This is a genomic window from Citrobacter sp. Cpo045 (assembly GCF_030332875.1).
GTDB classification, from domain to species: domain Bacteria; phylum Pseudomonadota; class Gammaproteobacteria; order Enterobacterales; family Enterobacteriaceae; genus Citrobacter; species Citrobacter portucalensis.
The window spans coordinates 76,462-102,019 of record NZ_JAOWGZ010000105.1; the positions used below are offsets into that span (position 1 = coordinate 76,462).

General features: G+C 51.1%; 24 protein-coding genes. 12 read left to right on the forward strand and 12 right to left on the reverse strand.

Annotated features, from left to right (window positions below; translation table 11 throughout):
• The first annotated feature begins 56 nt into the window (after window positions 1-56).
• The 6 genes from rlmKL (at window position 57) to rmf (ending at window position 7,983) form a co-directional block, all read left to right on the forward strand.
• On the forward strand, window positions 57-2,165 hold the full coding sequence (gene rlmKL / locus OGY13_RS21370) for a bifunctional 23S rRNA (guanine(2069)-N(7))-methyltransferase RlmK/23S rRNA (guanine(2445)-N(2))-methyltransferase RlmL (protein WP_191214939.1): 2,109 nt from the start codon (window positions 57-59) through the stop codon (window positions 2,163-2,165).
• 12 nt (window positions 2,166-2,177) lie between these two features.
• Window positions 2,178-4,085 (forward strand): ABC transporter ATP-binding protein, encoded by a 1,908-nt coding sequence (locus OGY13_RS21375; RefSeq protein WP_008784281.1) that lies wholly within the window; start codon window positions 2,178-2,180, stop codon window positions 4,083-4,085.
• A gap of 15 nt (window positions 4,086-4,100) precedes the next feature.
• The gene (pqiA, locus tag OGY13_RS21380) at window positions 4,101-5,354 is read left to right on the forward strand and encodes a membrane integrity-associated transporter subunit PqiA (protein ID WP_032942902.1); all 1,254 of its coding nucleotides are present in this window, start codon (window positions 4,101-4,103) and stop codon (window positions 5,352-5,354) included.
• Between the two features lie 4 nt (window positions 5,355-5,358).
• Window positions 5,359-6,999, forward strand: coding sequence for an intermembrane transport protein PqiB (pqiB, locus tag OGY13_RS21385; RefSeq protein WP_048235695.1), 1,641 nt, complete (start codon window positions 5,359-5,361; stop codon window positions 6,997-6,999).
• Entirely contained in the window at window positions 6,996-7,559 is a 564-nt protein-coding gene (pqiC, locus tag OGY13_RS21390) for a membrane integrity-associated transporter subunit PqiC (protein ID WP_071444985.1), read from the forward strand. Before pqiB ends, pqiC begins: the two co-directional genes overlap by 4 nt.
• A gap of 256 nt (window positions 7,560-7,815) precedes the next feature.
• A complete protein-coding gene (gene rmf, locus OGY13_RS21395; RefSeq protein ID WP_003035871.1) occupies window positions 7,816-7,983 on the forward strand; it encodes a ribosome modulation factor in 168 nt (55 codons plus the stop codon).
• Between the two features lie 107 nt (window positions 7,984-8,090).
• On the opposite strand, the gene fabA is transcribed toward rmf, so the two are convergent.
• Window positions 8,091-8,609 (reverse strand): bifunctional 3-hydroxydecanoyl-ACP dehydratase/trans-2-decenoyl-ACP isomerase, encoded by a 519-nt coding sequence (fabA, locus tag OGY13_RS21400; protein WP_003035875.1) that lies wholly within the window; start codon window positions 8,607-8,609, stop codon window positions 8,091-8,093.
• A gap of 68 nt (window positions 8,610-8,677) precedes the next feature.
• A complete protein-coding gene (locus OGY13_RS21405; protein ID WP_213752051.1) occupies window positions 8,678-10,438 on the reverse strand; it encodes an AAA family ATPase in 1,761 nt (586 codons plus the stop codon).
• 185 nt (window positions 10,439-10,623) lie between these two features.
• Between OGY13_RS21405 and matP the strand changes: the two genes are divergently transcribed.
• A complete protein-coding gene (matP, locus tag OGY13_RS21410; protein ID WP_032942905.1) occupies window positions 10,624-11,076 on the forward strand; it encodes a macrodomain Ter protein MatP in 453 nt (150 codons plus the stop codon).
• Between the two features lie 88 nt (window positions 11,077-11,164).
• On the opposite strand, the gene ompA is transcribed toward matP, so the two are convergent.
• Together ompA and sulA are read right to left on the reverse strand one after the other, a co-directional pair.
• Complete coding sequence (gene ompA / locus OGY13_RS21415; protein WP_174770486.1) at window positions 11,165-12,223, reverse strand: porin OmpA; 1,059 nt, start codon at window positions 12,221-12,223, stop codon at window positions 11,165-11,167.
• Between the two features lie 358 nt (window positions 12,224-12,581).
• Complete coding sequence (sulA, locus tag OGY13_RS21420; RefSeq protein WP_008784287.1) at window positions 12,582-13,091, reverse strand: SOS-induced cell division inhibitor SulA; 510 nt, start codon at window positions 13,089-13,091, stop codon at window positions 12,582-12,584.
• 217 nt (window positions 13,092-13,308) lie between these two features.
• On the opposite strand from sulA, the gene OGY13_RS21425 reads away from it, so the two are divergent.
• Window positions 13,309-13,923, forward strand: a complete 615-nt coding sequence (locus OGY13_RS21425) for a TfoX/Sxy family DNA transformation protein (RefSeq protein WP_003831996.1) — start codon at window positions 13,309-13,311, stop codon at window positions 13,921-13,923.
• On the opposite strand, the gene yccS is transcribed toward OGY13_RS21425, so the two are convergent.
• A complete protein-coding gene (yccS, locus tag OGY13_RS21430) occupies window positions 13,901-16,054 on the reverse strand; it encodes a YccS family putative transporter (protein ID WP_032944368.1) in 2,154 nt (717 codons plus the stop codon). The genes OGY13_RS21425 and yccS overlap by 23 nt on opposite strands.
• A gap of 18 nt (window positions 16,055-16,072) precedes the next feature.
• A complete protein-coding gene (locus OGY13_RS21435; protein ID WP_003831998.1) occupies window positions 16,073-16,519 on the reverse strand; it encodes a YccF domain-containing protein in 447 nt (148 codons plus the stop codon).
• 125 nt (window positions 16,520-16,644) lie between these two features.
• Between OGY13_RS21435 and helD the strand changes: the two genes are divergently transcribed.
• Window positions 16,645-18,699 carry a DNA helicase IV gene (helD, locus tag OGY13_RS21440; protein ID WP_213752050.1) on the forward strand — a complete coding sequence of 685 codons (2,055 nt, stop codon included), beginning with the start codon at window positions 16,645-16,647 and terminating at the stop codon, window positions 18,697-18,699.
• Between the two features lie 32 nt (window positions 18,700-18,731).
• Here the strand turns inward: helD and mgsA are convergent, their stop codons facing one another.
• Window positions 18,732-19,190 carry a methylglyoxal synthase gene (mgsA, locus tag OGY13_RS21445; RefSeq protein WP_003035897.1) on the reverse strand — a complete coding sequence of 153 codons (459 nt, stop codon included), beginning with the start codon at window positions 19,188-19,190 and terminating at the stop codon, window positions 18,732-18,734.
• A 93-nt stretch (window positions 19,191-19,283) separates the two neighbouring features.
• Window positions 19,284-19,946, reverse strand: a complete 663-nt coding sequence (csgI, locus tag OGY13_RS21450) for a curli synthesis inhibitor (protein ID WP_213752049.1) — start codon at window positions 19,944-19,946, stop codon at window positions 19,284-19,286.
• Window positions 19,947-20,118: 172 nt separating this feature from the next.
• On the opposite strand from csgI, the gene OGY13_RS21455 reads away from it, so the two are divergent.
• On the forward strand, window positions 20,119-20,532 hold the full coding sequence (locus tag OGY13_RS21455) for a CoA-binding protein (RefSeq protein ID WP_008784292.1): 414 nt from the start codon (window positions 20,119-20,121) through the stop codon (window positions 20,530-20,532).
• Window positions 20,533-20,599: 67 nt separating this feature from the next.
• On the opposite strand, the gene hspQ is transcribed toward OGY13_RS21455, so the two are convergent.
• Window positions 20,600-20,917 (reverse strand): heat shock protein HspQ, encoded by a 318-nt coding sequence (hspQ, locus tag OGY13_RS21460; RefSeq protein WP_003035905.1) that lies wholly within the window; start codon window positions 20,915-20,917, stop codon window positions 20,600-20,602.
• A 57-nt stretch (window positions 20,918-20,974) separates the two neighbouring features.
• On the reverse strand, window positions 20,975-22,165 hold the full coding sequence (rlmI, locus tag OGY13_RS21465) for a 23S rRNA (cytosine(1962)-C(5))-methyltransferase RlmI (protein WP_008784294.1): 1,191 nt from the start codon (window positions 22,163-22,165) through the stop codon (window positions 20,975-20,977).
• A 94-nt stretch (window positions 22,166-22,259) separates the two neighbouring features.
• Between rlmI and yccX the strand changes: the two genes are divergently transcribed.
• Window positions 22,260-22,541, forward strand: coding sequence for an acylphosphatase (gene yccX / locus OGY13_RS21470; protein ID WP_020996508.1), 282 nt, complete (start codon window positions 22,260-22,262; stop codon window positions 22,539-22,541).
• On the opposite strand, the gene tusE is transcribed toward yccX, so the two are convergent.
• Both tusE and yccA read right to left on the reverse strand, forming a co-directional pair.
• On the reverse strand, window positions 22,538-22,867 hold the full coding sequence (gene tusE, locus OGY13_RS21475) for a sulfurtransferase TusE (protein ID WP_008784296.1): 330 nt from the start codon (window positions 22,865-22,867) through the stop codon (window positions 22,538-22,540). The two genes, yccX and tusE, sit on opposite strands and share 4 nt — an antisense overlap.
• An 88-nt stretch (window positions 22,868-22,955) precedes the next feature.
• A complete protein-coding gene (gene yccA / locus OGY13_RS21480; protein ID WP_008784297.1) occupies window positions 22,956-23,615 on the reverse strand; it encodes an FtsH protease modulator YccA in 660 nt (219 codons plus the stop codon).
• A gap of 270 nt (window positions 23,616-23,885) precedes the next feature.
• Between yccA and OGY13_RS21485 the strand changes: the two genes are divergently transcribed.
• Window positions 23,886-25,514, forward strand: coding sequence for an ABC transporter substrate-binding protein (locus tag OGY13_RS21485; RefSeq protein WP_213752048.1), 1,629 nt, complete (start codon window positions 23,886-23,888; stop codon window positions 25,512-25,514).
• Window positions 25,515-25,558: the final 44 nt, after the last annotated feature.

The window sequence follows — 25,558 nt, forward strand, 5'->3', positions numbered from 1 at the left end:
ATACAGCCCATATTAGCTATAATGCGCAGCAATTTTCTTGGAGTAAAAGTGACATTATGAATTCTCTGTTTGCCAGTACGGCCCGCGGGCTGGAAGAGCTGTTAAAAACTGAACTGGAAAACCTCGGCGCGCTGGAGTGTCAGGTCGTTCAGGGTGGGGTCCATTTTAAGGGCGACACGCGGCTTGTTTACCAGAGCCTGATGTGGAGCCGCCTGGCCTCGCGCATTATCCTGCCGATGGGAGAGTGCAAGGTCTACAGCGATCTTGATCTGTACCTCGGTGTTCAGGCAATCGACTGGACAGAGATATTTAACCCTGGTGCTACGTTTGCCGTCCATTTTAGCGGACTGAACGAGACCATTCGTAACAGCCAGTACGGCGCGCTGAAGGTCAAGGATGCGATTGTCGATGCCTTTACCCGCAAAAATATGCCGCGTCCGAATGTGGATCGTGAATCTCCGGATCTGCGCATCAACGTCTGGTTGAACAAAGATACTGCCAGCATTGCGCTCGATCTGAGCGGTGACGGTTTGCATCAGCGTGGCTATCGCGATCGCGCGGGTCAGGCACCGATTAAAGAGACGTTGGCCGCGGCAATTGTTATGCGTTCTGGCTGGCAGCCGGGAACCCCGTTACTCGATCCGATGTGTGGTTCCGGCACGCTGCTGATTGAAGCGGCAATGTGGGCGACCGATCGCGCGCCGGGTCTGCACCGTGGATACTGGGGCTTCAGCGGTTGGGCGCAACACGACGAAGTTGTCTGGCAAGAAGTTAAAGCCGAAGCGCAGGTGCGTGCGCGTAAGGGACTGGCTGACTATACCTCGCATTTTTATGGATCCGATAGCGATGCGCGCGTGATTGAAAAAGCGCGTAGTAATGCTCGCCGCGCCGGTATCGCCGATCTGATGACGTTTGACGTGAAAGATGTCGCCAAACTGAGCAATCCGCTGCCGAAAGGACCGTATGGGACAGTTATCAGTAACCCGCCTTACGGCGAACGTCTGGACAGCGAACCGGCGCTGATTGCCCTGCACAGCCTGCTGGGCCGTACGATGAAAAACCAGTTTGGCGGCTGGAATTTGTCGCTGTTCAGCGCCTCGCCGGATCTGCTCAGCAGCCTGCAATTACGTGCCGACAAGCAGTTCAAAGCGAAAAACGGTCCGCTGGATTGTGTGCAGAAGAATTATCACGTTGCAGAGACCACTGCGGACAGCAAGCCTGCCACGGTCGCGGAAGATTATGCCAACCGCCTGCGCAAGAATATTAAGAAGCTGGAAAAATGGGCGCGTCAGGAAGGCATTGAATGCTATCGCCTGTATGACGCTGACCTGCCGGAATACAACGTTGCAGTAGATCGTTACGGTGATTGGGTCGTGGTTCAGGAATACGCACCGCCGAAGACGGTTGATGCGCAAAAAGCACGTCAACGCCTGTTCGACATCATTGCCGCCACGCTGTCAGTACTGGAAATCGCGCCAAACAAACTGGTGCTGAAAACCCGTGAGCGTCAGAAAGGCAAGAATCAGTATCAGAAGATGAATGAGAAGGGTGAATTCATTGAGGTAAGCGAGTACAACGCGCGCCTGTGGGTTAACCTGACTGACTACCTTGATACGGGTTTATTCCTCGATCACCGTATTGCGCGCCGCATGTTGGGGCAGATGAGTAAAGGTAAGGACTTCCTCAACCTGTTTTCCTACACCGGTAGCGCCAGCGTACATGCAGGATTGGGCGGTGCGCGTAGCACCACGACGGTCGATATGTCGCGTACCTATCTGGAATGGGCGGAACGTAACCTGCGCCTGAACGGATTGAGCGGTCGCGCTCACCGTTTAATTCAGGCCGATTGCCTGGGCTGGCTGCGTGATGCGAATGAACAGTTTGATCTGATTTTCATCGATCCGCCGACGTTCTCTAACTCAAAACGTATGGAAGATTCGTTTGATGTGCAGCGCGATCATCTGGCGCTGATGAAAGATCTGAAACGTCTGCTGCGTAAAGACGGCACGATCATGTTCTCCAACAACAAACGTGGGTTCCGTATGGATCTCGACGGTTTGGCTGAACTGGGATTGAAAGCACAAGAAATTACCCAAAAAACGCTTTCCCAGGATTTTGCCCGTAACCGTCAGATCCACAATTGCTGGCTGATTACCGCAGCCTGAAAGGATAAATAAATGTCATTGATCAGTATGCATGGTGCATGGCTGTCGTTCAGCGATGCGCCGCTTCTTGATAATGCAGAACTGCATATCGAAGATAACGAACGCGTCTGTCTGGTTGGCCGTAACGGCGCAGGTAAATCGACGCTGATGAAGATCCTGAACCGTGAGCAGGGGCTTGACGACGGGCGTATCATTTATGAGCAGGATCTGGTTGTGGCGCGTCTGCAACAGGATCCGCCGCGTAATGTTGAAGGCAGCGTGTATGATTTCGTTGCCGAGGGTATCGAAGAGCAGGCCGAGTATCTCAAACGTTATCACGATATTTCGCGTCTGGTGATGACTGATCCGAGCGACAGAAATCTGAATGAGATGGCGCGGGTTCAGGAAATGCTCGATCATCACAATCTGTGGCAGCTCGAAAGCCGTATTAATGAAGTGCTGGAGCAGTTGGGGCTGGATCCAAACGCCGCACTTTCTTCGCTTTCAGGCGGTTGGCTGCGTAAAGCGGCGCTGGGCCGCGCGTTAGTGAGCAATCCGCGTGTACTGCTGCTGGATGAACCAACAAACCACCTGGATATTGAAACCATCGACTGGCTGGAAGGGTTCCTGAAATCCTTCAATGGGACAATCATCTTCATTTCCCATGACCGTTCATTTATACGAAATATGGCGACGCGTATCGTCGACCTCGATCGTGGCAAGCTGGTGACTTATCCGGGGAATTACGATCAGTATCTGCTGGAAAAAGAAGAAGCGCTGCGCGTAGAAGAGTTACAAAATGCAGAGTTTGACCGCAAGCTGGCGCAGGAAGAGGTCTGGATCCGTCAGGGGATCAAAGCGCGCCGTACCCGTAATGAAGGCCGCGTGCGCGCACTGAAAGCCATGCGTCGCGAGCGTGGCGAACGCCGCGAAGTGATGGGCACGGCGAAGATGCAGGTCGAAGAGGCGAGCCGTTCAGGCAAGATTGTTTTCGAAATGGAGAACGTGGATTACCAGGTTGATGGAAAGCAGCTGGTAAAAGATTTCTCCGCACAGGTACAGCGCAGCGACAAAATTGCGCTAATCGGACCGAACGGCTGCGGCAAAACAACGCTGCTGAAGCTGATGTTAGGCCAGCTTCAGGCTGACAGTGGACGCATTCACGTCGGCACCAAGCTGGAAGTGGCCTATTTCGATCAGCACCGCGCCGAACTGGATCCCGATAAAACCGTGATGGACAACCTGGCTGAAGGTAAGCAAGAGGTGATGGTTAACGGTAAACCTCGCCATGTGCTGGGTTATCTGCAGGACTTCCTGTTTCATCCGAAACGCGCGATGACGCCAGTGCGAGCGCTCTCTGGTGGGGAACGAAATCGCCTGCTGTTGGCGCGTCTTTTTCTGAAACCCAGCAATCTTTTGATTCTTGATGAACCAACGAACGATCTTGACGTCGAAACGCTGGAACTGCTTGAAGAACTAATTGATAGCTATCAGGGGACTGTACTGCTGGTAAGCCACGACCGTCAGTTTGTGGATAATACTGTAACTGAGTGCTGGATCTTCGAGGGCGGTGGTAAAATTGGTCGTTATGTCGGAGGTTATCATGACGCGCGCAGCCAGCAATCTCAGTATGTGGCGTTTAAACAACCGGTCGCGAAAAAAACAGAGGAAGCTGTTGCTCCTAAAGCAGAAATTGTCAAACGTGGCACGAGCAAACTAAGCTATAAACTGCAGCGCGAACTGGAGCAGCTCCCCGCTCAGCTTGAAGAACTGGAAGCTAAACTGGAAAGGCTACAAGCGCAGGTTGCTGACGCCGCTTTTTTCAGTCAGCCACATGAGCAAACACAGCAGGTATTAGCTAATCTGAACGAAGCGGAACAAGAACTTGAGCAAGCCTTTGAGCGCTGGGAGTATCTTGAATCTTTGAAGAACGGCGCATAATTTAAAGGAGCACATATGTGCGAACATCACCATGCCGCGAAGCATATTTTGTGCTCGCAGTGTGACATGCTGGTGGCGTTACCTCGCCTTGAGCATGGTCAAAAAGCGGCATGTCCACGATGTGGCACTACGTTAACGGTTGAGTGGGACGCGCCGCGACAGCGTCCTACCGCCTATGTATTAGCAGCATTATTCATGCTGCTTCTGTCAAACCTCTTCCCCTTTGTGAATATGAACGTCGCAGGGGTGAGCAGCGAAGTGACGTTGCTGGAGATCCCCAGCGTTCTCTTTTCTGAAGACTACGCCAGTCTCGGCACCTTCTTTTTATTATTCGTGCAGTTGGTCCCCGCGTTTTGCCTGCTGACTATCCTGCTGCTGGTGAATCGGGTGCAGATGCCCGCCAGACTTAAGGCGGGTCTTGCACGCGTCCTGTTCCAGTTAAAAAGCTGGGGGATGGCGGAAATCTTCCTCGCCGGTGTGCTGGTCAGCTTCGTTAAGCTTATGGCTTACGGCGATATTGGCGTGGGCAGCAGCTTTATTCCGTGGTGCTTCTTTTGCGTTTTGCAACTGCGCGCATTCCAGTGCGTTGACCGTCGCTGGCTGTGGGATGATATTGCGCCAATGCCAGTGATTAAGCAGGAGTTAAAACCAGGCGTGCCCGGCATTCGACAGGGACTGCGTTCCTGCTCTTGCTGCACCGCGATTCTTCCCGCTGATGAACGGGTGTGTCCGCGCTGCCAGACGAAAGGATATGTGCGGCGTAAAAACAGTCTGCAATGGACGTTGGCATTACTGTTTACGTCAATCATGCTTTATCTTCCTGCCAATATTTTGCCGATTATGATTACCGATCTGCTCGGGTCAAAGCTGCCATCAACGATACTTGAGGGGGTGGTTTTAATCTGGAGCGAAGGCTCGTATCCGGTGGCTGCGGTTATTTTTATCGCCAGTATTATGGTGCCGACGTTGAAAATGATCGCCATTGCCTGGTTATGTTGGGATGCCAAAGGCCACGGCAAACGCGACAGCGAACGTATGCACCTGATTTATGAAGTTGTGGAATTTGTCGGTCGCTGGTCAATGATCGACGTCTTTGTGATTGCGGTACTCTCTGCGCTGGTACGCATGGGAGGGTTAATGAACATTTATCCTGCAATGGGTGCTTTGATGTTTGCTTTAGTCGTCATTATGACAATGTTTTCTGCGATGACATTTGATCCGCGTCTGTCGTGGGACCGTGAACCAGAACCAGGCCATGAGGAGTCCTGACAGCATGGAATCTAAAAGTGGGGAAGCCAAAGTGCAAAAGGTAAAAAACTGGTCGCCCGTGTGGATATTCCCTATCGTCACTGCACTCATTGGCGCGTGGGTACTGTTTTATCACTACAGTCATCAGGGGCCGGAAGTCACGCTGATTACCACCAATGCCGAAGGTATTGAAGGGGGCAAAACGACGATTAAGAGCCGCAGCGTGGATGTCGGTATCGTCGAGAGCGCAACCCTGACTGATGATTTGACCCATGTGGAGATTAAAGCGCGTCTTAACTCCGGAATGGAAAAGCTGCTGCATAAAGATTCTGTCTTTTGGGTGGTGAAGCCGCAGGTTGGACGTGAAGGTATCAGTGGGCTCGGCACGCTATTGTCCGGGGCTTATATTGAACTGCAGCCCGGCAATAAAGGCAGTAAGCTGGAAAATTACCAACTGCTGGATTCACCGCCCCTGGCCCCGCCAGATGCAAAAGGGATCCGTGTGATTCTGGACAGCAAAAAAGCCGGTCAGTTGAGCCCAGGCGATCCGGTGCTTTTCCGCGGCTATCGTGTGGGCTCGGTTGAAACCAGCACGTTTGATGCGCAAAAGCGTACGATCAGCTATCAGCTTTTCATCAATGCGCCTAACGATCGTCTGGTGACCAGCAATGTACGTTTCTGGAAAGACAGCGGGATCGCCGTAGATCTTACCTCAGCAGGTATGCGCGTAGAAATGGGATCGCTCTCCACGCTGTTTGGCGGTGGTGTAAGTTTTGATGTGCCCGAAGGACTGGAACAAGGTCAACCGGTTGAGCAGCAGGCCTCATTTAACCTCTATGACGATCAAAAAAGTATTCAGGATTCCCTGTATACCGATCATATTGATTACCTGATGTTCTTTAAAGATTCGATTCGTGGCCTACAGCCTGGTGCACCGCTGGAATTCCGTGGCATCCGCTTGGGTACGGTGAGTAAAGTACCTTTCTTCTCACCGAATATGCGTCAGGTATTTAACAATGATTACCGCATTCCGGTGCTGGTGCGTATTGAACCTGAACGTCTGAAGGCACAGCTGGGAGAAGATACCGATGTTGGCGCTCATTTGGAGCAACTGCTTAAACGAGGATTACGAGGATCGCTCAAAACCGGGAACCTGGTAACCGGCGCGCTGTATGTCGATCTCGACTTCTACCCGAAAGAGCCGCCGATTACCGGTGTACGCGAATTCAATGGTTATCAAATTATTCCGACCGTGAGCGGTGGTCTGGCGCAGATCCAACAGCGTCTGATGGAAGCGTTGGATAAGATTAACAATCTGCCGCTGAACCCGATGATTGAGCAGGCAACCAATACGCTGTCGGAAAGCCAACGCACGATGAAACATCTGCAAACCACGCTGGATAACATGAACAAGATCACGTCCAGCCAGTCGATGCAGGATCTGCCGGCGGATATGCAGAACACGCTACGTGAACTGAATCGTAGTATGCAGGGCTTCCAGCCTGGTTCCGCGGCCTACAACAAGATGGTGGCGGATATGCAGCGTCTTGATCAGGTACTGCGTGAACTGCAACCGGTACTGAAAACGTTGAACGATAAGAGTAATGCGCTGGTATTTGAAGCGAAGGACAAAAAAGATCCAGAGCCGAAGAGGGCGAAACAATGAAAAAGTGGCTAGTGGTGATGATGGCGGTCTGGCTGACGTCATGCAGCTCCAGCGGAGAAAATAAAAGCTATTACCAGCTCCCTATCGCACAAGGCGGAGTGCAGAGTTCTGCCAATCAGGGAAACCGTCTGCTGTGGGTTGAACAGATTGCGGTACCTGATTATCTGGCCGGTAATGGGGTGGTTTACCAGACCAGCGATGTGAAATATGTGATAGCCAATAATAATCTCTGGGCCAGCCCATTAGATCAGCAATTGCGCAATACACTGGTTGCGAACCTCAGTATGCAGTTGCCTGGCTGGGTTGTCGCTTCACAGCCGCTGGGAAGCACTCAGGATACGCTGAACGTTACCGTAACCGGCTTCCACGGTCGGTACGATGGTAAGGTTATTGTGAGCGGTGAATGGTTGCTGAATCATCAGGGACAACTGATCAAACGCCCGTTCCACATCGAAGCTGTACAGACTAAAGACGGCTACGATGAGATGGTGAAGGTTCTTGCCAACGCCTGGAGTCAGGAAGCAACGGCCATTGCTCAAGAGCTGAAACGCATCCCTTAAGCTTAAATAATTGTAAATTATGCCGCCCCTGGTTCATTGCCCGGGGCGGTTTTTTTTATTTTTTTAGCCGTGAAGATAGCTGTTCTGACTGACTATTTTTGTACAAATGATTTAGAGGCTAGCTCACAAATATGACACTGGCGTGAATTTTGCGCATTGACGAGCCTGATGTTTAGGGGTATTCGTTTAGTGTGATTGCACACTTAGTAATCACTGTTTTCTTTTCCACCAGACCCAAAAATGAGGGAAACGAGGCATGAAGAGACAAAAACGAGATCGCCTGGAACGGGCACATCAACGTGGATATCAGGCCGGCATTGCCGGACGCTCAAAAGAAATGTGTCCCTATCAGACGCTGAATCAGAGGTCATACTGGCTGGGAGGCTGGCGAGAAGCCATGGGGGATAGGGTTTTAATGGCCTGATTCTGTCTCTTTAGATAAAAGAAACCTCCGCAGAGCGGAGGTTTCGCCTTTTTGCACACCAGATAAAACGGGGAAACGTTAATGTCTGGATGCTTCGCAGTTCTGGATTAGAACGCGGAAGTGTCCTGGAACAGACCCACTTTCAGATCGTTTGCAGTGTAGATCAGACGACCATCAACCAGCACTTCACCATCTGCCAGGCCCATGATCAGGCGACGGTTAACGATGCGTTTGAAGTGAATGCGGTAAGTGACTTTCTTCGCGGTCGGCAGAACCTGACCGGTGAATTTAACTTCGCCTACGCCCAGCGCACGGCCTTTACCTTCGCCGCCCAGCCATCCGAGATAGAATCCAACCAGTTGCCACATGGCGTCGAGACCCAGGCAGCCCGGCATCACCGGATCGCCGATAAAGTGACAACCGAAGAACCACAGGTCCGGGTTGATATCCAGTTCAGCTTCAACATAACCTTTGTCAAAGTTGCCACCGGTTTCGGTCATCTTGATGACACGGTCCATCATCAGCATGCTTGGTGCTGGCAGTTGTGGCCCTTTAGCGCCAAACAGCTCACCGCGACCAGAGGCAAGAAGGTCTTCTTTCGTATAGGATTCGCGTTTATCTACCATGTTCTCTGTAAGCCTTATTTTATTGAAGCACGCAGGATAGCTAACACGTGTACGCTGAACAAGTCCGATCAGTTCGGAATAATCCAGTTCAGCCAACGTAGCGGCCATGGAAAACGGTGACGACCTTCCTGTTGCGTTGCCGTGGCAATACGCTCCTGAATGGTTTGCATCAGCGTTGTCTGGCCTTCGCCATCCCACACCAGATTTAACAACAGTGGCAGCGCATCGGTCACGTCGTCCACCGCCCAGATAGTGAATTTTTCTTCTTCTATGGCCTGTAGCAGCGCAGGCTGCAGGCTGAGGTGTCTGACGTTAGCCGAAGGAATGATAACGCCCTGCGTGCCCGTCAGCTCACGCTGCTGGCAGATGGTGAAGAAACCTTCAATTTTCTCATTCAGACCACCGACAGGTTGTGCCCGACCAAACTGATCGACAGAACCGGTAATGGCGATACTTTGATTTACAGGAACGTCGGCGAGAGCGCTAATCAATGCGCACAGTTCTGCCATAGACGCGCTGTCACCGTCCACCTCACTGTAAGATTGCTCAAAGGTCAGCGAGGCAGAGAAGGGGATTTGTTGCTCCAGCTGGAGTTCCGACATCAGGAACGCCTGCATAATCATCATACCCTTGGCATGAATATTTCCGCCAAGCTCGGCTTTGCGCTCAATATCCGTAAACTCGCCGTCGCCAATATGCACGACGCAACTGATACGAGAAGGCTCGCCAAATGCGCGTGGGTGGCCCGGAAACTCAATCACCGACAAGGCGTTGATCTGGCCAATACGCTCGCCTTCCGTCTCGATAAGGATCTGCTCTTGCAGAATTTCATCCTGCATGCGTTCAGCCAGGAATCCCTCACGCCATTCGCGCTGAGCCAGCATCAGGCTGAACTGTTCAGCGTTGCAGGTTTCGCCCTCGCATAACGGAGCCACCTCTTTGAACTGTCGGGTGATCCACAGCGGGTTAAGCGGCAATGTATCCTGTTCACCGGTATAGCGAACGGCTTCACGGATCAGAACCTGCCAGGCATCAGGAGCGGGGTAAGGCAAATTATTGCGCATGGCGGTATGCGTGACCCATTGACACCACTGCGTCATGGTTTCGGCATCCACTATCTGCAGATTATCTTCAAACTCGCTGTAAATGGCCTGCTCAGCCAGCTCTGGTTCCATGTCCTGGAAATCCGCCAGCGATTCACGCTCACCCACCAAAATCACTTTCAGTTTAAGCGGCATAGGCGGAACGGAGACAGGCAGCGGGCGAGACTCATCAAAAGCCACCCAATCAAAACGCTCGTGGCTGACAATGGCTTTCAGGCGCATCCATAACAGCGGTTGGGCCAACAGCGTGCGCAATGAGATAACCAGCACACCTCCATTGGCCTGATGTACCAGACCTGGCTGCAGCGTAATTTCGCCATTGAACTGACGCAGACAGCCAAACAGTTGTTCGGCTTCGGCCCAGTCAGCGCTGACCACCTGCGTCAACGTCGCAAAATTGTCTTCCGCTTTCTCAGCTGTACGATAACGAATAGTGTGACCGAAGATGTCGTAATGACCGCCAGTCAGGCTTCCTGCATCCGTGTGCAAGGGACGTGCAGCCTTTGCAATAAGGTTGAGATACTCAAGCTCTTCCGGTGCTTTTACCAACATGAACGAGGATGTTGTCCAGTGCTGAAGAAGCTGCTCTAGCGCGAATTGTAAACGTGGCTGAGTATCACTAAGTAAGGTGTCGGTGTCGTCAGTGACGTGCGGCTGTGCAAATACTTCCTGATAACTGTCGGTATCAGGAACCAGATCACGCCATGCAAGTTTCGTAATGGTCAAAGTTGATGTTTTTTAGTCTGTTGTAAAAAACGAGATTATACCGTAACCCTCACCACTAAACACCTGGAAAGCACCGCGAAACGGTTGTGATGACGCGCGACAGTTCACAGGCTGGATATTCTTTTCTTCAGATGCCGAAAAAGCTGATATTCTGATAAGAGTTACACGGTAACATTGAGAACGCAATGAAATATCAACAACTTGAAAACCTTGAAAGCGGCTGGAAATGGAAGTATCTGGTGAAGAAGCATCGTGAGGGGGAATTAATCACCCGTTACGTCGAGGCCAGCGCTGCCAAAGAAGCCGTTGATTTATTGCTAACCCTCGAAAATGAACCGGTTCGGGTCAATAGCTGGATTGAAGAACATATGAATCCTGCGCTGCTTAATCGTATGAAACAAACCATACGTGCCAGGCGCAAGCGGCACTTTAATGCTGAGCATCAGCATACCCGGAAGAAATCCATCGATCTGGAATTTATGGTCTGGCAGCGTCTGGCTGGTCTTGCGCAGCGGCGCGGAAAAACGCTTTCTGAAACTATTGTGCAGCTAATTGAAGACGCAGAGCATAAAGAGAAGTACGCGAACAAAATGTCGACATTGAAACAGGATTTACAGGCGTTGCTGGGGAAAGAGTAGCGGTCGGCTGGTTTAATGCGTGGCTTACTTTGGATGAAAACAGATGAAAAAAAACCCCGCATAGCGGGGTTTTTTATAAGACGATAACTTAAGCCTGAGGCTGAGTTACAACGTCTTTGATGCCTTTAACTTCGATCTCAACACGACGATCCGGAGCCAGGCAGTCGATCAGTGCAGCGCGAGCTTTCACGTTGTCACAGGTGTTGCCAGTAACTGGGTTGGATTCACCCATGCCACGTGCAGAGATTTTGTCAGAAGGAATACCTTTAGAGATCAGGTAATCAACAACGGACTGAGCACGTTTCTCGGACAGAGCCTGGTTGTAAGCGTCAGAACCGATACGGTCAGTGAAGCCCAGAACTACTACGGAACCGTCTTTCGGATCCAGGTTGCTCAGCTGGCTGTACATCTGATCCAGAGCCTGCTGGCCTTCTGGTTTCAGAGTTGCTTTGTTGAAGTTGAACAGAACGTCAGACTTCAGAGTGAAGTGCTTGGTCTGTACTTCTGGAGCCGGAGCCGGAGCAACAACTACTGGAGCTGCTTCTTCCTGCTGGCCGAAACGGTAAGAAACACCAACGCTCAACAGACCGTTATCTGGACGACCGCCAACGGTGTTCGCGTCACCGATGTTGTTGGTCCACTGGTATTCCAGACGGGTAGCGATTTCAGGAGTAATTGCATACTCTACGCCACCAGCGAATACTGGGGATACACCAGTGTCGTGGTCTTTGAAGTTAGTGTTGTTTTTAGCGTCTGCACGCCAAACCATACCACCCAGACGGGTATAAACGTCCAGATCGTCAGTGATTGGGTAACCCAGTTTAGCGGTCAGCTGAACGCCCTGAGCTTTGAAAGCGCCGTTGTTGTGAGTCGAGTCGTTGTAGCCTTTGTACGGCATACGGCCCAACCAGTCGTAACCCATTTCAAAACCAACGTACGGGTTAACCTGATAACCACCGAACGCACCGGCACCCAGTTGGCTTTCGTGGGTAGGACCGGCGTTGTTGATCTGGTTGTTGCCAATATCATGGTACTGAGACCAGCCCATTTTAGCACCAGCGTACCAGGTGTTATCTTTCGGAGCGGCCTGCGCCACGGTAGCGAAACCAGCCAGTGCCACTGCAATTGCGATAGCTGTCTTTTTCATTTTTTGCGCCTCGTTATCATCCAAAATTCGCCATGAATATCTCCGAAGAGAGATAACACGGTTAAATCCTTCACCCGGGGACCAGTTCAATAGTTACTCTACCGATATCTGCGGCTTACGCCGAGCACCCCTGGCGATGTAAAGTCTACAACGTAGTTGAAAACTTACAAGTGTGAAGTCCGTCAGGCATATGAAAAAAAAAGGCTTGTATACACAATATTTAACATTTATGGCTGAATAAATGTACTGAGGATATCCTGAAAACCGCTTCAGACAAGCGTTCAGACGAAAAACACATTACAGCTCAAAGACAAATTGAGAGATGAAAAAAAAATTCCAGGATAAATCCTAATTTTACTCAATGATACAAATTCGAGTGAATTTTTAGCCCGGAATGCTGTCTCCCCGCAAGTGTCTGGGCGCGAACCGGACGCATGATAAAACCCATCGCATTACCTTCATCAGCCGCTTTGACCAGTTCGGCATGTTCATCTTCCGTTAATTCTTCCGCCAGCCAGCCAATAACGACGCTGTAATTACCCGTGCGCAGCGCACGAATCATCGATTCCAGCGTATTGCAGGGGGAGAGCTGACTAATTTGCATGACTTTCGTCAATGGAAGTCCAGCTGACTGCACCCACTCCCGGCTTAATTTTTGCTGAGGCGTCAGCCACAGCTGCCAGCGTGATTGTTGCCCTAACTGTTGCAGCAGGGGAAGCAGCAGCAGTTGTGTCATCATGGGCTGGTCCTCGCGATAGACAACTTCACTGATAAGCCCAGCGGTTGCGTTCTCTGATGAAACGCGCGCAATGTTGCTTGATGTGGAAGAGAACGACGATGAACGATTTGCATAGCCTGAAGTGTACATAATCAATCCAGCCCTGTGAGTTACTGTATGGATATACAGTAACCCTGCCATCAACAAAGATCAACCTTATTTTCGGAAACAGGTTCGCATTTTTTAGTCGTCGTCACGGGAAAAATAAAATTCATCTTGCCCCATACGCATAAGTTGCCTATTTTCGTCATTAACGGATCCGCTACTGAAAATCATTTTCTTACGTTATGATTTAAAAAGGATTTTTATGAAAGAGCTTTCTTATGCAAGGATCTATAAATCGCAGGAATATCTGGCTTCTCTGGGGACAATTCACTATCGCTCACTGTTTGGTGGCTACAGTCTGACGGTTGGCGATACGGTCTTTGCCATGGTCGCTAATGGTGAGCTGTATCTTCGCGCCTGTGAGCAGAGCGCCCAGTATTGTGTACAAAATTCTCCTGTCTGGCTGACATTTATTAAGCGCGGACGTCCTCTTGTACTTAATTATTACCAGGTGAACGATGCCCTGTGGCAAAACCAGCAGCAGCTGGTGTCGCTATCGCGATATTCGTTGGATGCAGCGGTTAAGGAAAAACAGAGTCGCTTTGCCCAGCATCGTCTGCGGGAATTGCCGAATATGACGTTTCATCTGGAGACTCTGTTGAATGAAGCAGGAATTAAAGATGAGGGGACCATGCGATCGTTGGGAGCACAAATGTGCTGGCTGAAACTTCGGCAAAATAACCCGGCTCTGACGGTAAAAGTACTCTATGCCCTTGAAGGCGCGGTAGGGGGGATACATGAAGCCGCGCTCCCGGCGACGCGTCGCCAGGAGCTGGTTGAGTGGGTAAGTTCTCTTACGCCGGAGCCGGGGTATTAGACGGCAGCACGTCAATTTGCTGCTGTAATCGCCGGATCTCTGGGAGCAGGGCGATCAATAGCCCAACTTGCTGAACGACCAGCGGCTCTTTACTGTCCGGGCGTGGTTCCAGGTGCTGAATTCGCTGCTTCAGCCCTTCTAACGCCTGATATACACGCTGCTCGTCAGCGGGTTGATGGTGAAGGGCATCATCAACATAGCAAACGGCGTCATCCAGCAATGCCAAAACGTCTGGATTGGTCAGCTGTTCGCGATGTGCGCCCAGCGCAGAAATATAGCTGGTAAACGTATGGTTGAGACACAGTAAACGGAACGCCGTTTCGCGGGTTTGGGCCGTGACATCCGGCTCGCTTGACATGTTTGATACCACGGAGGCGAGTTCAGCATCACGATTATGCGCATCACGGCGAGCGATACGGTAGGCCAGACGATTATCACGACCCTGATGATATTGCTCGAGAATTGCATCAAGGTAGCGGCAGTTAGCGTCAGTCGCCCGTTCAATTACCCGTGGTAGGTTACGAAAACGCCAGTCTGGCCAGATGAAACTGACAGCAGCCCAGGCGATAGCACAGCCAATTAGCGTATCGATGACACGCGGCAGTGCAACCTCAAAGCCTTCGCCGAGCAGGTTAAAGCACAGTAACACCAGCAGCGTGATAAACATTGTGGCGTGTGCATACTGGACGTTGCGAAAGGCAAAAAACAGTACACCAGTGATCACCAGGAGTATCAGCTGCCCTTCGAGAGAGGGTACAAACCACAGGATCGGTAAACCAATGGCAATCCCAACCAACGTGCCGATAATCCTGAGCGCCAGGCGATGTCGGGTGGCGTTGTAGTTTGGCTGACAGACAAACAGGCTGGTCAGCAAGATCCAGTATCCGTGATTCATGCCGGTTATCTGGATAATGGCATAACCAACACAGAGCACTAACGACATGCGAACGGCATGGCGAAACAGAGCAGACTCAGGGGTGAAATTACGGCTCAGGCGTAACCAGATATCACTGAATCCATGGGGACTGTCATCGGCAAGCTGATTTTCAGACTCATTGCGCGAGAGTACCTGAGCCTGTTCAGACTCTATGGTAGCAAGCTGCGCGTCGATTGCCCGTAGGTTTGACAGTAAAAAACCCAGCGTATTGAGCAGGTCGGCAGGTTCACCACTGGCACGCATGCGCTCAAGTGCGGCATCTATATGGGTGAAGGCGCGCTCAAAGTGCGGATCGTGCTGGTAAGGCGTGCGCAATAAAATACAGCGAGATAATTGTGAACAGGCTTGCCCTTGCATCGACATCAACCGCTGGAAACGGAACATCACATCGCTGTGACGGAAATGATCGCGTAGCGTTTGATACTGAATGTGTGAAGAGCTTGCGCGTTCATGAATATCCTGCGCCACAAAATAGTAATGTAGCGTGCGACGTGTTCCCCGTTGTCCACGGTCACCGCGCAGGCGGGTCAGCAGCGACACTTTAGTCTGATTCAGCGTTGCCATCAGTTGGCCATTCGCGAGAGCTAAATCATACAACGGTGCCTGGCTTTCATCTTCTATGTCGGGGTCAAAAAGACGCGATTTCAGTTCCAGGTAGTGCGCTAACTGTTCGTAGCTGCGTGCCAGATTGTCCTGTAAGGGGCGGATGGGGAACAGAAGATGTCCGGTGAGCGTCAGCAGGTTATACCAGATAGCGCCAGCGAGCAGCAGGATGGGTTGTTGATACCACTGATCGTAAAGTGAGGTGCCCAGCATCGTGTAAATGGCGATCAGCAATGCACCAAAAGCAATAGTTGCATAGCGCTGGCCTAATCCCCCCAGCAGAATAAAGCCGCTGGTGGAAAGCGTTAAACCAATAGCAAACAGCCATGGCCATGGGAAGAGCAGTTCAACGGAGGCTGAGGCAATAAAAAAGCACACCAGTGTGATGATTAAATTGCGCAATCGGCCCGCGAGACGATCGTCCAGATCGGTAAGTGCGGCAGCGACCATACCCAGCGTGAGTGGGATAGTCAGCTTGACGTCATCCAGCCACCAGGGTAGCGCCGTTGTGCCGCATAGCGCGATAAAAATCCGCACGTAGTACAGCCATGTGCTGTTCCAGGTATAGCGTTTGAGCAGAGGACTTAACATAAAGGCCATCGGTCCTGATTATTCAAAACGACGACGTGCATTGGCTTCACGCGCTGCACGGGCAACTTCTACTGAAACCACCCGGCGACCCACCGGCCAGAGCGCAATGGCAGCGATTTTAAAGTTTGCAATGCCAACCGGAATACCAATAATCGTAATGCACTGAGCAATACCAGAGATAATGTGCATCAGGCACAACCACCAGCCGAAGAAAATCAGCCAGAAAATATTGAGCACGGTGCCGCCGGTATTTAACAGGACGCTTTTACCGGCCGGATTCAGTTCATCGACATGAATCGCTTCGTTACCATAGGGAAACAGCGAAAGTCGGGTTATCTCCCAGCATGAACGGGTCAAGGGTAAAGTAAAAATAAGCACGACACTGACCAGCGTTGCCAGCAACCAGGCCAGGGTGGTGGCGAACCCCCCAAGCACAAAATTTAAAATATTCAGAACAGTACGCATAAACCCTCGGTTAACTCTGGTTTTCTGTGAATTCGGCAATTGTAACGTTTTTTTGGGCTGGAGCACGTTTTCTCTGGCGGTTACACTGATAAGCAAACCTCTTCGTGTGGATCCGCTTGAGTCTTATGGAACTGAAAGCAACTTCTCTTGGAAAACGTCTGGCACAACACCCTTACGATCGGGCCGTTATTCTCAATGCCGGGATTAAAGTTTCCGGCGATCGTCACGAGTATCTTATTCCCTTCAATCAGTTACTGGCTATTCATTGCAAACGCGGCCTGGTATGGGGCGAGCTGGAGTTTGTACTCCCGGATGAGAAGGTGGTTCGTCTTCACGGTACAGAGTGGGCGGAAACCCAGCGCTTCCATCATCATTTGAATGCGCTCTGGCAACAGTGGAGCCAGGAAATGAGTGACGTTGCTGCCGGGGTTTTACAGCAGCAATTGGATGCGATAGAGGCGCGTACTAGTGAAAGTAAATGGCTGACGCGCGAACAAACGTCAGGGCTGCAGCAGCAGATTCGCCGTGCCTTTGCCGCGTTACCGCTCCCGGTTAATCGGCTGGAGGAATTTGAAAATTGCCGGGAGGCGTTACGTCAATGCCAGGCATGGTTGAAAGACATTGAAGCCTGTCGCTTACAGCACAATCAGGCGTACACCGATGCAATGCTGGAAGAGTATGCCGAGTTTTTCCAGCATATTGAATCTTCGCCGTTGAACCCTGCTCAGGCGCGCGCGGTGGTGAATGGTGAGCAATCATTGTTGGTACTTGCAGGTGCTGGAAGCGGTAAAACATCTGTGTTGGTTGCTCGGGCTGGTTGGTTGCTTGCACGAGGAGAAGCCGCACCAGAACAAATCCTGTTGCTGGCGTTTGGACGCAAAGCCGCCCAGGAGATGGATGACCGCATCCGTGAGCGTCTGCATACGGATGAGGTCACCGCACGGACGTTCCATTCACTGGCGTTGCATATTATTTCGCAAGGTAGCAAAAAAGTTCCAACGGTGAGCAAGCTTGAAAATGATGCTATCGCGCGCAACAAACTCTTTATAACAACCTGGCGTCAGCAGTGCAGTGAGAAAAAGGCTCAGGCTAAAGGTTGGCGACAATGGTTAGAAGAAGAAATGCAGTGGTCTGTACCCGAAGGTAACTTCTGGGATGACGAAAAATTACAGCGCCGTCTGGCTTCCCGGTTGGATCGCTGGGTTAGTTTGATGCGTATGCATGGCGGAGCACGGGCGGAGATGATTGCTAATGCTCCGGAGGAGATCCGTGATCTGTTCAGTAAACGCATAAAGCTAATGGCGCCGCTGCTCAAGGCCTGGAAGAGTGCCCTGAAGGATGAGAATGCCGTCGATTTCTCCGGGTTGATCCATCAGGCTATTGTCATTCTGGAGAAGGGGCGGTTTATCAGTCCGTGGAAACATATTCTGGTCGATGAATTTCAGGATATTTCCCCTCAGCGCGCCGCCCTGTTAGCCGCCTTGCGTAAGCAAAACTCGCAGACCACGCTGTTTGCCGTGGGAGATGACTGGCAGGCCATTTACCGGTTCAGCGGAGCACAGCTTTCTCTGACAACCGCATTCCAGCAAAATTTTGGTGAGGGCGATAGCTGTAATCTGGATACGACTTACCGTTTTAATAGCCGTATTGGCGAAGTCGCAAACCAGTTTATCCAACAAAACCCACACCAGCTCACAAAACCGCTGAACAGTCTGGCGACCGGTGATAAAAAAGCCGTCACGTTGCTCGACGAAAGCCAGTTAGATCTGTTGCTGGATAAGCTGTCGGGTTTTGTAAAAGCCGAAGAGAGAATTCTGGTGCTGGCGCGATACCATCATCTCAAACCTGCCAGCCTGGACAAAGCGGCCACCCGCTGGCCCAAGCTGCAGTTGGATTTTATGACTATTCATGCCAGCAAAGGGCAGCAGGCGGATTACGTCATTGTTATGGGGCTTCATGAAGGGAATGACGGTTTCCCGGCTCCGGCCCGCGAGTCGATTATGGAGGAGGCGTTACTCCCGGCTGTTGAAGATTTTCCTGATGCAGAAGAGAGACGGTTGCTGTATGTGGCGCTAACGCGTGCGCGGCATCGGGTATGGCTACTGTTTAGCAAAGACGCGCCATCATGCTTTGTTGATGAGCTTAAGCAATTAGACGTTCCGGTGACCCGGAAACCCTGAAAAGCAGGCGGCAGTTGCCGCCTGCTTAGCGTTTATTTGAGGCGTTCTGCAAGATAACGGGCGTAATCCGGGATCAAGATATCTGTTGCGTCGTTGAAGTTTGGCGACTGGATAATAAAATCAGCCGTTGACACGTTGGTGGCGACTGGAATGTTCCAGACCGTGGCCAGGCGTAGCAGGGCTTTGACATCAGGATCGTGGGGAACGGCGTTGAGCGGATCCCAGAAGAAAATCAGCACATCAATTTTCCCTTCTGAAATCAGCGCACCCACCTGCTGGTCACCCCCCATCGGGCCGCTCAGCATGGCGTTGACGTCCATTCCTGTCGCGCGTTGAATTAAGTTTCCTGTTGTTCCTGTAGCATACAGAACGTGTTTTTCCAGTAATGGCTGGTGGCGTTCAACCCAGCTCATCAACATCTTTTTACAGTGATCGTGTGCGACCAACGCAATATGTTTCTGCGCTGGCAATGTGCGAGTCGTTAATTCCATAGTACAGCTCCCAAGTTAACCTTGTTACAGAGTACTGGAAGCACTTGACGCTGCAAGAGAAAGACAAAAAAAATGCGTATACGAACATAAATGTCACGATGGGGGTTGTTTCTCCGCCCATTGTAAGAAGTTACTTCGCGTTTGTGCGTCAGCCTGTTGAAACCAATATTTTAAGCGCTGTTCGGTCAGTGTTTGCGACTGAGGCGGCACGCGATCCAGTTCAGACACCCCGGAAAGCAGCGAACTGTCATCGGCCATCATTGTGGCAAATTGCGGTAAAGACGCATGCTTAGCCGCTTTGTTATAGCGCTCTGTTTCCATTTCATAATCTACGATTTTTGCGGTGGACGTGATTGACAGAATATCCAGCTTAACCGGTATAGGCATGGAGTCCCCATCCAGCAGTTCTACGCGCGGGGCATCATCAAAATGCGTTGCATCCCGCTCGTTGCTCAGACGTGGGAGGTGGAAATTAACCTGACTGACGAGTTGGGTATCAAAGCTGATGACCAACGGAGGCGAAATATACAGACGTTCTTCGTGGCTGGACAGGCGAATGCTTTTTTCTACGCGAAACACGAGCTGGTGCCGACCATTTTCCAGCTCAATACTGTCGGCACCACGCAGTAATGAGCTGGAGACTTTTTTTCCGTCCAGTACCAGAAGGTCAATATCATTAGACAGACGTAAAGAGGTAGCAAAAACGGTTACCGGCAAACATAGGGCAATCAAGGCTGTCACAATGCCGGCTTTCATAGGTTTCTCCTGTCCAGAAAATATCTGTATAAGATGTATCTAAATTTTTCGATAATCATGTTTACTAACATATAGACATATTTTTGAGTTTAGCTCTCATGCGCCAGTATGGGATGAATGGTTGCGGGGGCAGGTTTGTCGTACACTTTGCTAAACAGCCTGGAGGAAAACGATGAAAGAGACCGATATTGCTGGCATTTTGACAACGACCCGTACGATTGCGCTGGTGGGGGCAAGCGATAAACCCGATCGTCCAAGCTATCGGGTGATGAAATATTTACTCGATCAGGGTTATCACGTTATTCCTGTTTCACCGAAGGTTGCCGGAAAAACGCTGCTGGGGCAGCAGGGTTATGCGACGCTGGCAGATGTACCAGAGAAAGTGGATATGGTAGATGTCTTCCGTAATTCTGAAGCGGCGTGGGGTGTTGCTCAGGAGGCAATTGCCATCGGAGCGAAGACGCTATGGATGCAGCTCGGCGTGATTAACGAGCAGGCAGCCGTGCTGGCTCGCGATGCAGGGATGATGGTGGTGATGGATCGCTGCCCGGCGATTGAGATCCCGCGGTTGGGACTAGCGAAGTAAGGCTGATCTGTAGCCGAACAAAACGCACAGGCCCGATTAGCGAATCGCCATCGGGCCTGTGTTAGCATCAATTGCGCAGGCGCGGGGCCTGAAGCTGTTTTCGAATTGTTCGCGCCAGTTCATCCATCGACGGTTGTTCCGGATGTTCTTCCTGTAGCTCACTACTCAGCTGTGCTTCGGCCAGATACGTATGCACTGGCAGACCATTATCGTCTTCCATCACCACGTGATACCAGGGAGCGGCGCGAAGTTCGTCGTTAACCGCCAACTCATCGGCTGACGGTTGATCAAGCGAATATTCCGGGTCGATATCCACGACCACTCCGAGGTAACCTAACAGGGAATGGCGGACCTGCTGGCCGATACCGAATTTGCTGGCAATCATAGTCACCTCCCGGGAAATAGATACCCTTTATGTAAGGGTAATATTCCACTTTTCAAGTTACATGATGCGACAGGCAAACCCTTTCAGATACAGCCCTTCCGGGTAGGTAGCGATCACCGGGTGATCGGCGGCCTGACGGAACTGCTCTATAAATTGTACATCACGACCAGCATCTATTGCGGCATCAGCGATGATTTTCTGAAATAAATCGGTGGTCATTAGCCCAGAGCAGGAGAAAGTCAGCAGCACACCGCCCGGATTGAGCAACTGAATAGCCAGCATATTGATGTCCTTATAGCCGCGGCAGGCACCCATCAACTGGCTTTTGTTTTCGACAAATTTCGGCGGATCCATCACGATGACGTCGAATTTCTCACCACGATCGCGATAAGCACGCAGAAGTTTGAACACATCATCACGCACGAACTCAGCTTTGCTCAGATCCAGCTTGTTCAGTTCCACGTTCTGGCGGGCAATATCGAGCGCTTCCTGAGAGGTGTCAACGCTGACGACCTGACGGCATCCGCCCATTAATGCTGAGACCGCAAAGCCGCCGGTATAAGAGAAACAGTTCAGTACACGCTGATTTTCCACATAACGACGCGTGGCCAGGCGGCTGTCGCGTTGATCGAGGTAATAGCCGGTTTTGTGACCATGCTGAATATCAACCAGCAGCTTCATTCCGTGCTCTTCAATTGGCAGCAGGGCTGGCGGAAGCTCACCCGTTACTGGCCCTTGAGTCAGCTCCATACCTTCTTTTTTACGTACGGCCACATCGCTACGGTCATAAATGGCGCAGTCCGGGAAAACAATTTGCAGAGCGCTAATCAGCGCGGCGCGTTGGTATTCAGCCCCCGCACTGAGCAACTGCAACACCAGGAAGTTGCCAAAGCGGTCAATGGTGATGCCCGGCAGGCCATCGGATTCTCCGGCGATCAGACGGTAACTGTCCAGACCGTCTTTTTTCGCCAGCCAGTCACGCCATGTTTGCGCTTGTTGTAGACGACGGGTGAAGAAATCAATATCGATGGACTCAGACTTGTCGAATGTCCAGACGCGTGCACGGATCTGCGACGCGGGTGAGTACGCGCCGCGTGCTAACCATTTACCCTGATGGTCAACAATATCGATGGTTTCACCGAGGTTGGCTTTACCTTCCATACGTGCGACAGCACCGGAAAATACCCACGGATGGCGGCGCAGTAATGATTTTTCGCGCCCTTTGGCTAACACTAAACGTACACTCATAATTTACTATTCTGTCAATTCAAAGAAATGGGCGCCATTGTCCTGAGTTTTACGCATATTTGCAACGCGCGCTGTGATGATAAGGAGAACCGCAATGTCGAAAGTCTGCATAATCGCCTGGGTCTATGGCCGGGTTCAGGGGGTAGGATTTCGCTACACCACCCAGCATGAAGCACAACGGCTGGGGTTGACCGGCTACGCGAAGAATATGGATGACGGCAGCGTAGAGGTTGTCGCCTGTGGTGAAAGCGACCGGGTAGAACAACTGATGAAGTGGTTGAAAGCCGGGGGGCCGAGCAGCGCCAGGGTTGACCGGGTTCTTAGTGAACCACATCGTCCTGGCGACGAGCTAAAGGGATTTAGTATCCGCTATTAAATACATTTCACCGGTTTCGGCAGGCCGGCAATTTTAGTCGCCTGCTTGGCCGGACCTTTCGGGAACAGGCGGTAGAGATAACGGCTGTTGCCTTTCTCTTCGCCAAACTTGTTGGCCATTGCTTTTACCAGCATACGGATAGCGGGGGAGGTATTAAACTCCAGATAAAACTCGCGGACAAAACGCACCACTTCCCAGTGTTCCGCGGAGAGCGTAATGCCTTCGTTTTCGGCGATTCTCTCCGCCAGCGCCTCGCTCCACAGCGTGGTATCTTTCAGATAGCCTTCGCTATCGGTACTGATTTCTTTACCTTCAAAGATCAACATAATTCGTCACTGCGTTAGTCAAACTGGCGGCAGTTTACCAAAAAAGAAAGCCCCGCATAAGCGGGGCTGGATAATGCGTGTGGACATCTTAATCGCGGCTGGCGAAGCCCAGAATACTCAGCAGGCTGACGAAGATGTTGTACAGCGAAACATACAGGCTAACGGTGGCACGAATATAGTTGGTTTCACCGCCGCGGATGATATTGCTGGTTTCAAACAGGATTGCGCCTGAAGAAATCAGAATAAACACCGCGCTGATTGCCAGATGTAATGCTGGCAGTTGCAGGAAGATATTGGCAACCATACCAATCAACACCACTACAACACCCGCCATCAGCATACCGCCGAGGAAGGACATATCTTTACGCGTGGTCAGCACATAGGCTGAGCAGCTGAAGAAGACCAGCGCCGTACCGCCCAGCGCCATGGCGATAACATCACCCATGCCTGCGGACAGGTATGTATTCAGCATCGGTCCCAAGATGTAGCCCAGGAAGCCAGTGAAGGCGAACGCTGACAAAATACCAACCGGTTTATCTGCCGTTTTATAGGTCAGGAACATCAGACCATACATACCCACCAGCGTCAGGATAAGTCCCGGAGAAGGTAACATCAGTACGGTACTGGCGGTTGCGGTGATCGCTGAAAACGCCAGCGTCAGGCTGAGCAGGAAATAGGTATTGCGCAGCACCTTATGCGTGCTGAGTAGCGATGTACGCTCGCGCGAAGAACTAATAATACGATCCATGAGTCACTCTCTTATGACAGATGTAATTAATGATGGAGGATAATGAAATCAAGGGGAATGACACAGCGGTTTTACCCATCTTTACGCATTCTAGCCCGCCAGACTTAAGCATATTATTTCAACAAAAGTTCCCGAATTAGATGTTAGCACTGTATGTGCAAAAATGTCAGATCGCTATCTACCAGGTAACTTAAAAATATTGCGTTATTCCTGAATCTCTCTGACAGTGACAGCGGTGTCTACATAAAACAGAGCAATAAGGTAAAGGGAATGATTCAACATAAATCGAAGATATTGACGTTTACGCTGTTGGCTGTCTGTTTGATGTCTATAAACGGCGCGGCGAGGGCGGCAAATGTTCCCGCAGGAACACTACTGGCAGAAAAACAGGAACTGGTCAGAAACAACGGCAGTGAGCCGGCATCGCTGGATCCGCATAAAGTTGAAAGCAACGTCGAGTTTAATTTAATCAGCGATATGTTCGACGGTCTGGTGGCTGTCAAGCAGGATGGGTCTATCGAACCCCGTCTAGCCGCGTCCTGGGAGAATAAAGGCAACGCTGTCTGGACCTTCCATTTACGCCCGGGCATAACCTGGTCAGATGGATCTGCTATTACCGCACAGGATGTCGTCTGGAGCTGGCAGCGTCTGGTTTCGCCGCAAACGGCTTCACCTTATGCTTCGTATCTGGGCAACATGCACGTTGCGAACGCGGTTGATATTGCCCAGGGGAAAAAAGATCCCGCTACGCTGGGAGTCAAAGCCCTGGATGATACCACGCTGGAAATTACCCTGACGCAACCGACGGCGGCGTTTCTGGCGATGCTGGCGCATCCATCTCTGGTCCCGCTGGATAAAGTGTTGATAGGTCGTTTTGGCGATAAGTGGACCCGGCCAGAGCATTTTGTCAGCAGCGGGCCGTACAAATTATCGCAGTGGGTGGTTAATGAGCGCATCGTTGCCGAGCGTAACCCATATTACTGGGACGATCGGCATACGGTTATTAATAAAGTTACTTATTTGCCTATTAGCTCAGAGTCGGCTGACGTAAATCGCTATAAGGCCGGTGAAATCGACATTGTGTATAGCGTACCGGTTAACCAGTTCGCGCAACTGAAAAAAACAATGGGGGATGAACTGCATGTCTCGCCTCAGCTTTCAACGTATTACTATCAGTTCAATACAACCCGCGCGCCGTTTAATGATCCGCGCGTGCGCCGGGCGCTGAATATGGCGTTGGATAAAGATATCATTGCGCAAAAGGTGATGGGGCAGGGGCAGCGAGCAGCGTGGGTTATCAGCCAGCCGGAAATAGGTGGGGTGAAACTGCATGCGCCGGAGTATGCGTCATGGCCGCTCGAAAAACGTATTGCTGAAGCCAAAAAACTGCTGGCTGAAGCCGGTTTTGGTCCTGAACATCCGCTTAGCTTAAATCTGCTCTACAACACCTTCGAAACGCACCAGCGTATTGCGATTGCCGCATCGTCGATGTGGAAGAAAAACCTTGGCGTCGAGGCGAAGCTGCAAAACCAGGAATGGAAAACCATGCTGGACACTATGCACACCGGTAATTTTGACGTCGTGCGTTATGCGTGGATAGCCGACTATGATGATGCCTCAAGTTTTCTCAATATCTTCCGGACCGGTGATAGCGAGAACACCACCAAGTACAGTAACCCCGCCTTTGATAAAGCGATGCGTAATGCGGCACAAGCAAGTTCACTGGAAGAACGCGGTAAATACTATCAGCAGGCTGAAGACCTTTTAGGTGAGGATGTGCCCGCGATTCCAGTTTACCACTATGTCCGCACGCATCTGGTGAAGCCGTGGGTGGGGGGATTTGCGCCGGATAACCGGGGAAATTACTACACCAAAGATATGTACATCAAAAAACATTAAGCGCTATAGCCGGTATTCGTGCTGAATAAATGGTCAATTTGTTG

Excerpts from the sequence above, each read along its gene's own strand:
- rlmKL (WP_191214939.1), top strand. The coding sequence starts at position 57 with ATGAATTCTCTGTTTGCCAGTACGGCCCGCGGGCTGGAAGAGCTGTTA.
- OGY13_RS21375 (WP_008784281.1), top strand. The coding sequence starts at position 2,178 with ATGTCATTGATCAGTATGCATGGTGCATGGCTGTCGTTCAGCGATGCG.
- pqiA (WP_032942902.1), top strand. The coding sequence starts at position 4,101 with ATGTGCGAACATCACCATGCCGCGAAGCATATTTTGTGCTCGCAGTGT.
- pqiB (WP_048235695.1), top strand. The coding sequence starts at position 5,359 with ATGGAATCTAAAAGTGGGGAAGCCAAAGTGCAAAAGGTAAAAAACTGG.
- pqiC (WP_071444985.1), top strand. The coding sequence starts at position 6,996 with ATGAAAAAGTGGCTAGTGGTGATGATGGCGGTCTGGCTGACGTCATGC.
- rmf (WP_003035871.1), top strand. The coding sequence starts at position 7,816 with ATGAAGAGACAAAAACGAGATCGCCTGGAACGGGCACATCAACGTGGA.
- fabA (WP_003035875.1), bottom strand. The coding sequence starts at position 8,609 with ATGGTAGATAAACGCGAATCCTATACGAAAGAAGACCTTCTTGCCTCT.
- matP (WP_032942905.1), top strand. The coding sequence starts at position 10,624 with ATGAAATATCAACAACTTGAAAACCTTGAAAGCGGCTGGAAATGGAAG.
- ompA (WP_174770486.1), bottom strand. The coding sequence starts at position 12,223 with ATGAAAAAGACAGCTATCGCAATTGCAGTGGCACTGGCTGGTTTCGCT.
- sulA (WP_008784287.1), bottom strand. The coding sequence starts at position 13,091 with ATGTACACTTCAGGCTATGCAAATCGTTCATCGTCGTTCTCTTCCACA.
- OGY13_RS21425 (WP_003831996.1), top strand. The coding sequence starts at position 13,309 with ATGAAAGAGCTTTCTTATGCAAGGATCTATAAATCGCAGGAATATCTG.
- yccS (WP_032944368.1), bottom strand. The coding sequence starts at position 16,054 with ATGTTAAGTCCTCTGCTCAAACGCTATACCTGGAACAGCACATGGCTG.
- OGY13_RS21435 (WP_003831998.1), bottom strand. The coding sequence starts at position 16,519 with ATGCGTACTGTTCTGAATATTTTAAATTTTGTGCTTGGGGGGTTCGCC.
- helD (WP_213752050.1), top strand. The coding sequence starts at position 16,645 with ATGGAACTGAAAGCAACTTCTCTTGGAAAACGTCTGGCACAACACCCT.
- mgsA (WP_003035897.1), bottom strand. The coding sequence starts at position 19,190 with ATGGAATTAACGACTCGCACATTGCCAGCGCAGAAACATATTGCGTTG.
- csgI (WP_213752049.1), bottom strand. The coding sequence starts at position 19,946 with ATGAAAGCCGGCATTGTGACAGCCTTGATTGCCCTATGTTTGCCGGTA.
- OGY13_RS21455 (WP_008784292.1), top strand. The coding sequence starts at position 20,119 with ATGAAAGAGACCGATATTGCTGGCATTTTGACAACGACCCGTACGATT.
- hspQ (WP_003035905.1), bottom strand. The coding sequence starts at position 20,917 with ATGATTGCCAGCAAATTCGGTATCGGCCAGCAGGTCCGCCATTCCCTG.
- rlmI (WP_008784294.1), bottom strand. The coding sequence starts at position 22,165 with ATGAGTGTACGTTTAGTGTTAGCCAAAGGGCGCGAAAAATCATTACTG.
- yccX (WP_020996508.1), top strand. The coding sequence starts at position 22,260 with ATGTCGAAAGTCTGCATAATCGCCTGGGTCTATGGCCGGGTTCAGGGG.
- tusE (WP_008784296.1), bottom strand. The coding sequence starts at position 22,867 with ATGTTGATCTTTGAAGGTAAAGAAATCAGTACCGATAGCGAAGGCTAT.
- yccA (WP_008784297.1), bottom strand. The coding sequence starts at position 23,615 with ATGGATCGTATTATTAGTTCTTCGCGCGAGCGTACATCGCTACTCAGC.
- OGY13_RS21485 (WP_213752048.1), top strand. The coding sequence starts at position 23,886 with ATGATTCAACATAAATCGAAGATATTGACGTTTACGCTGTTGGCTGTC.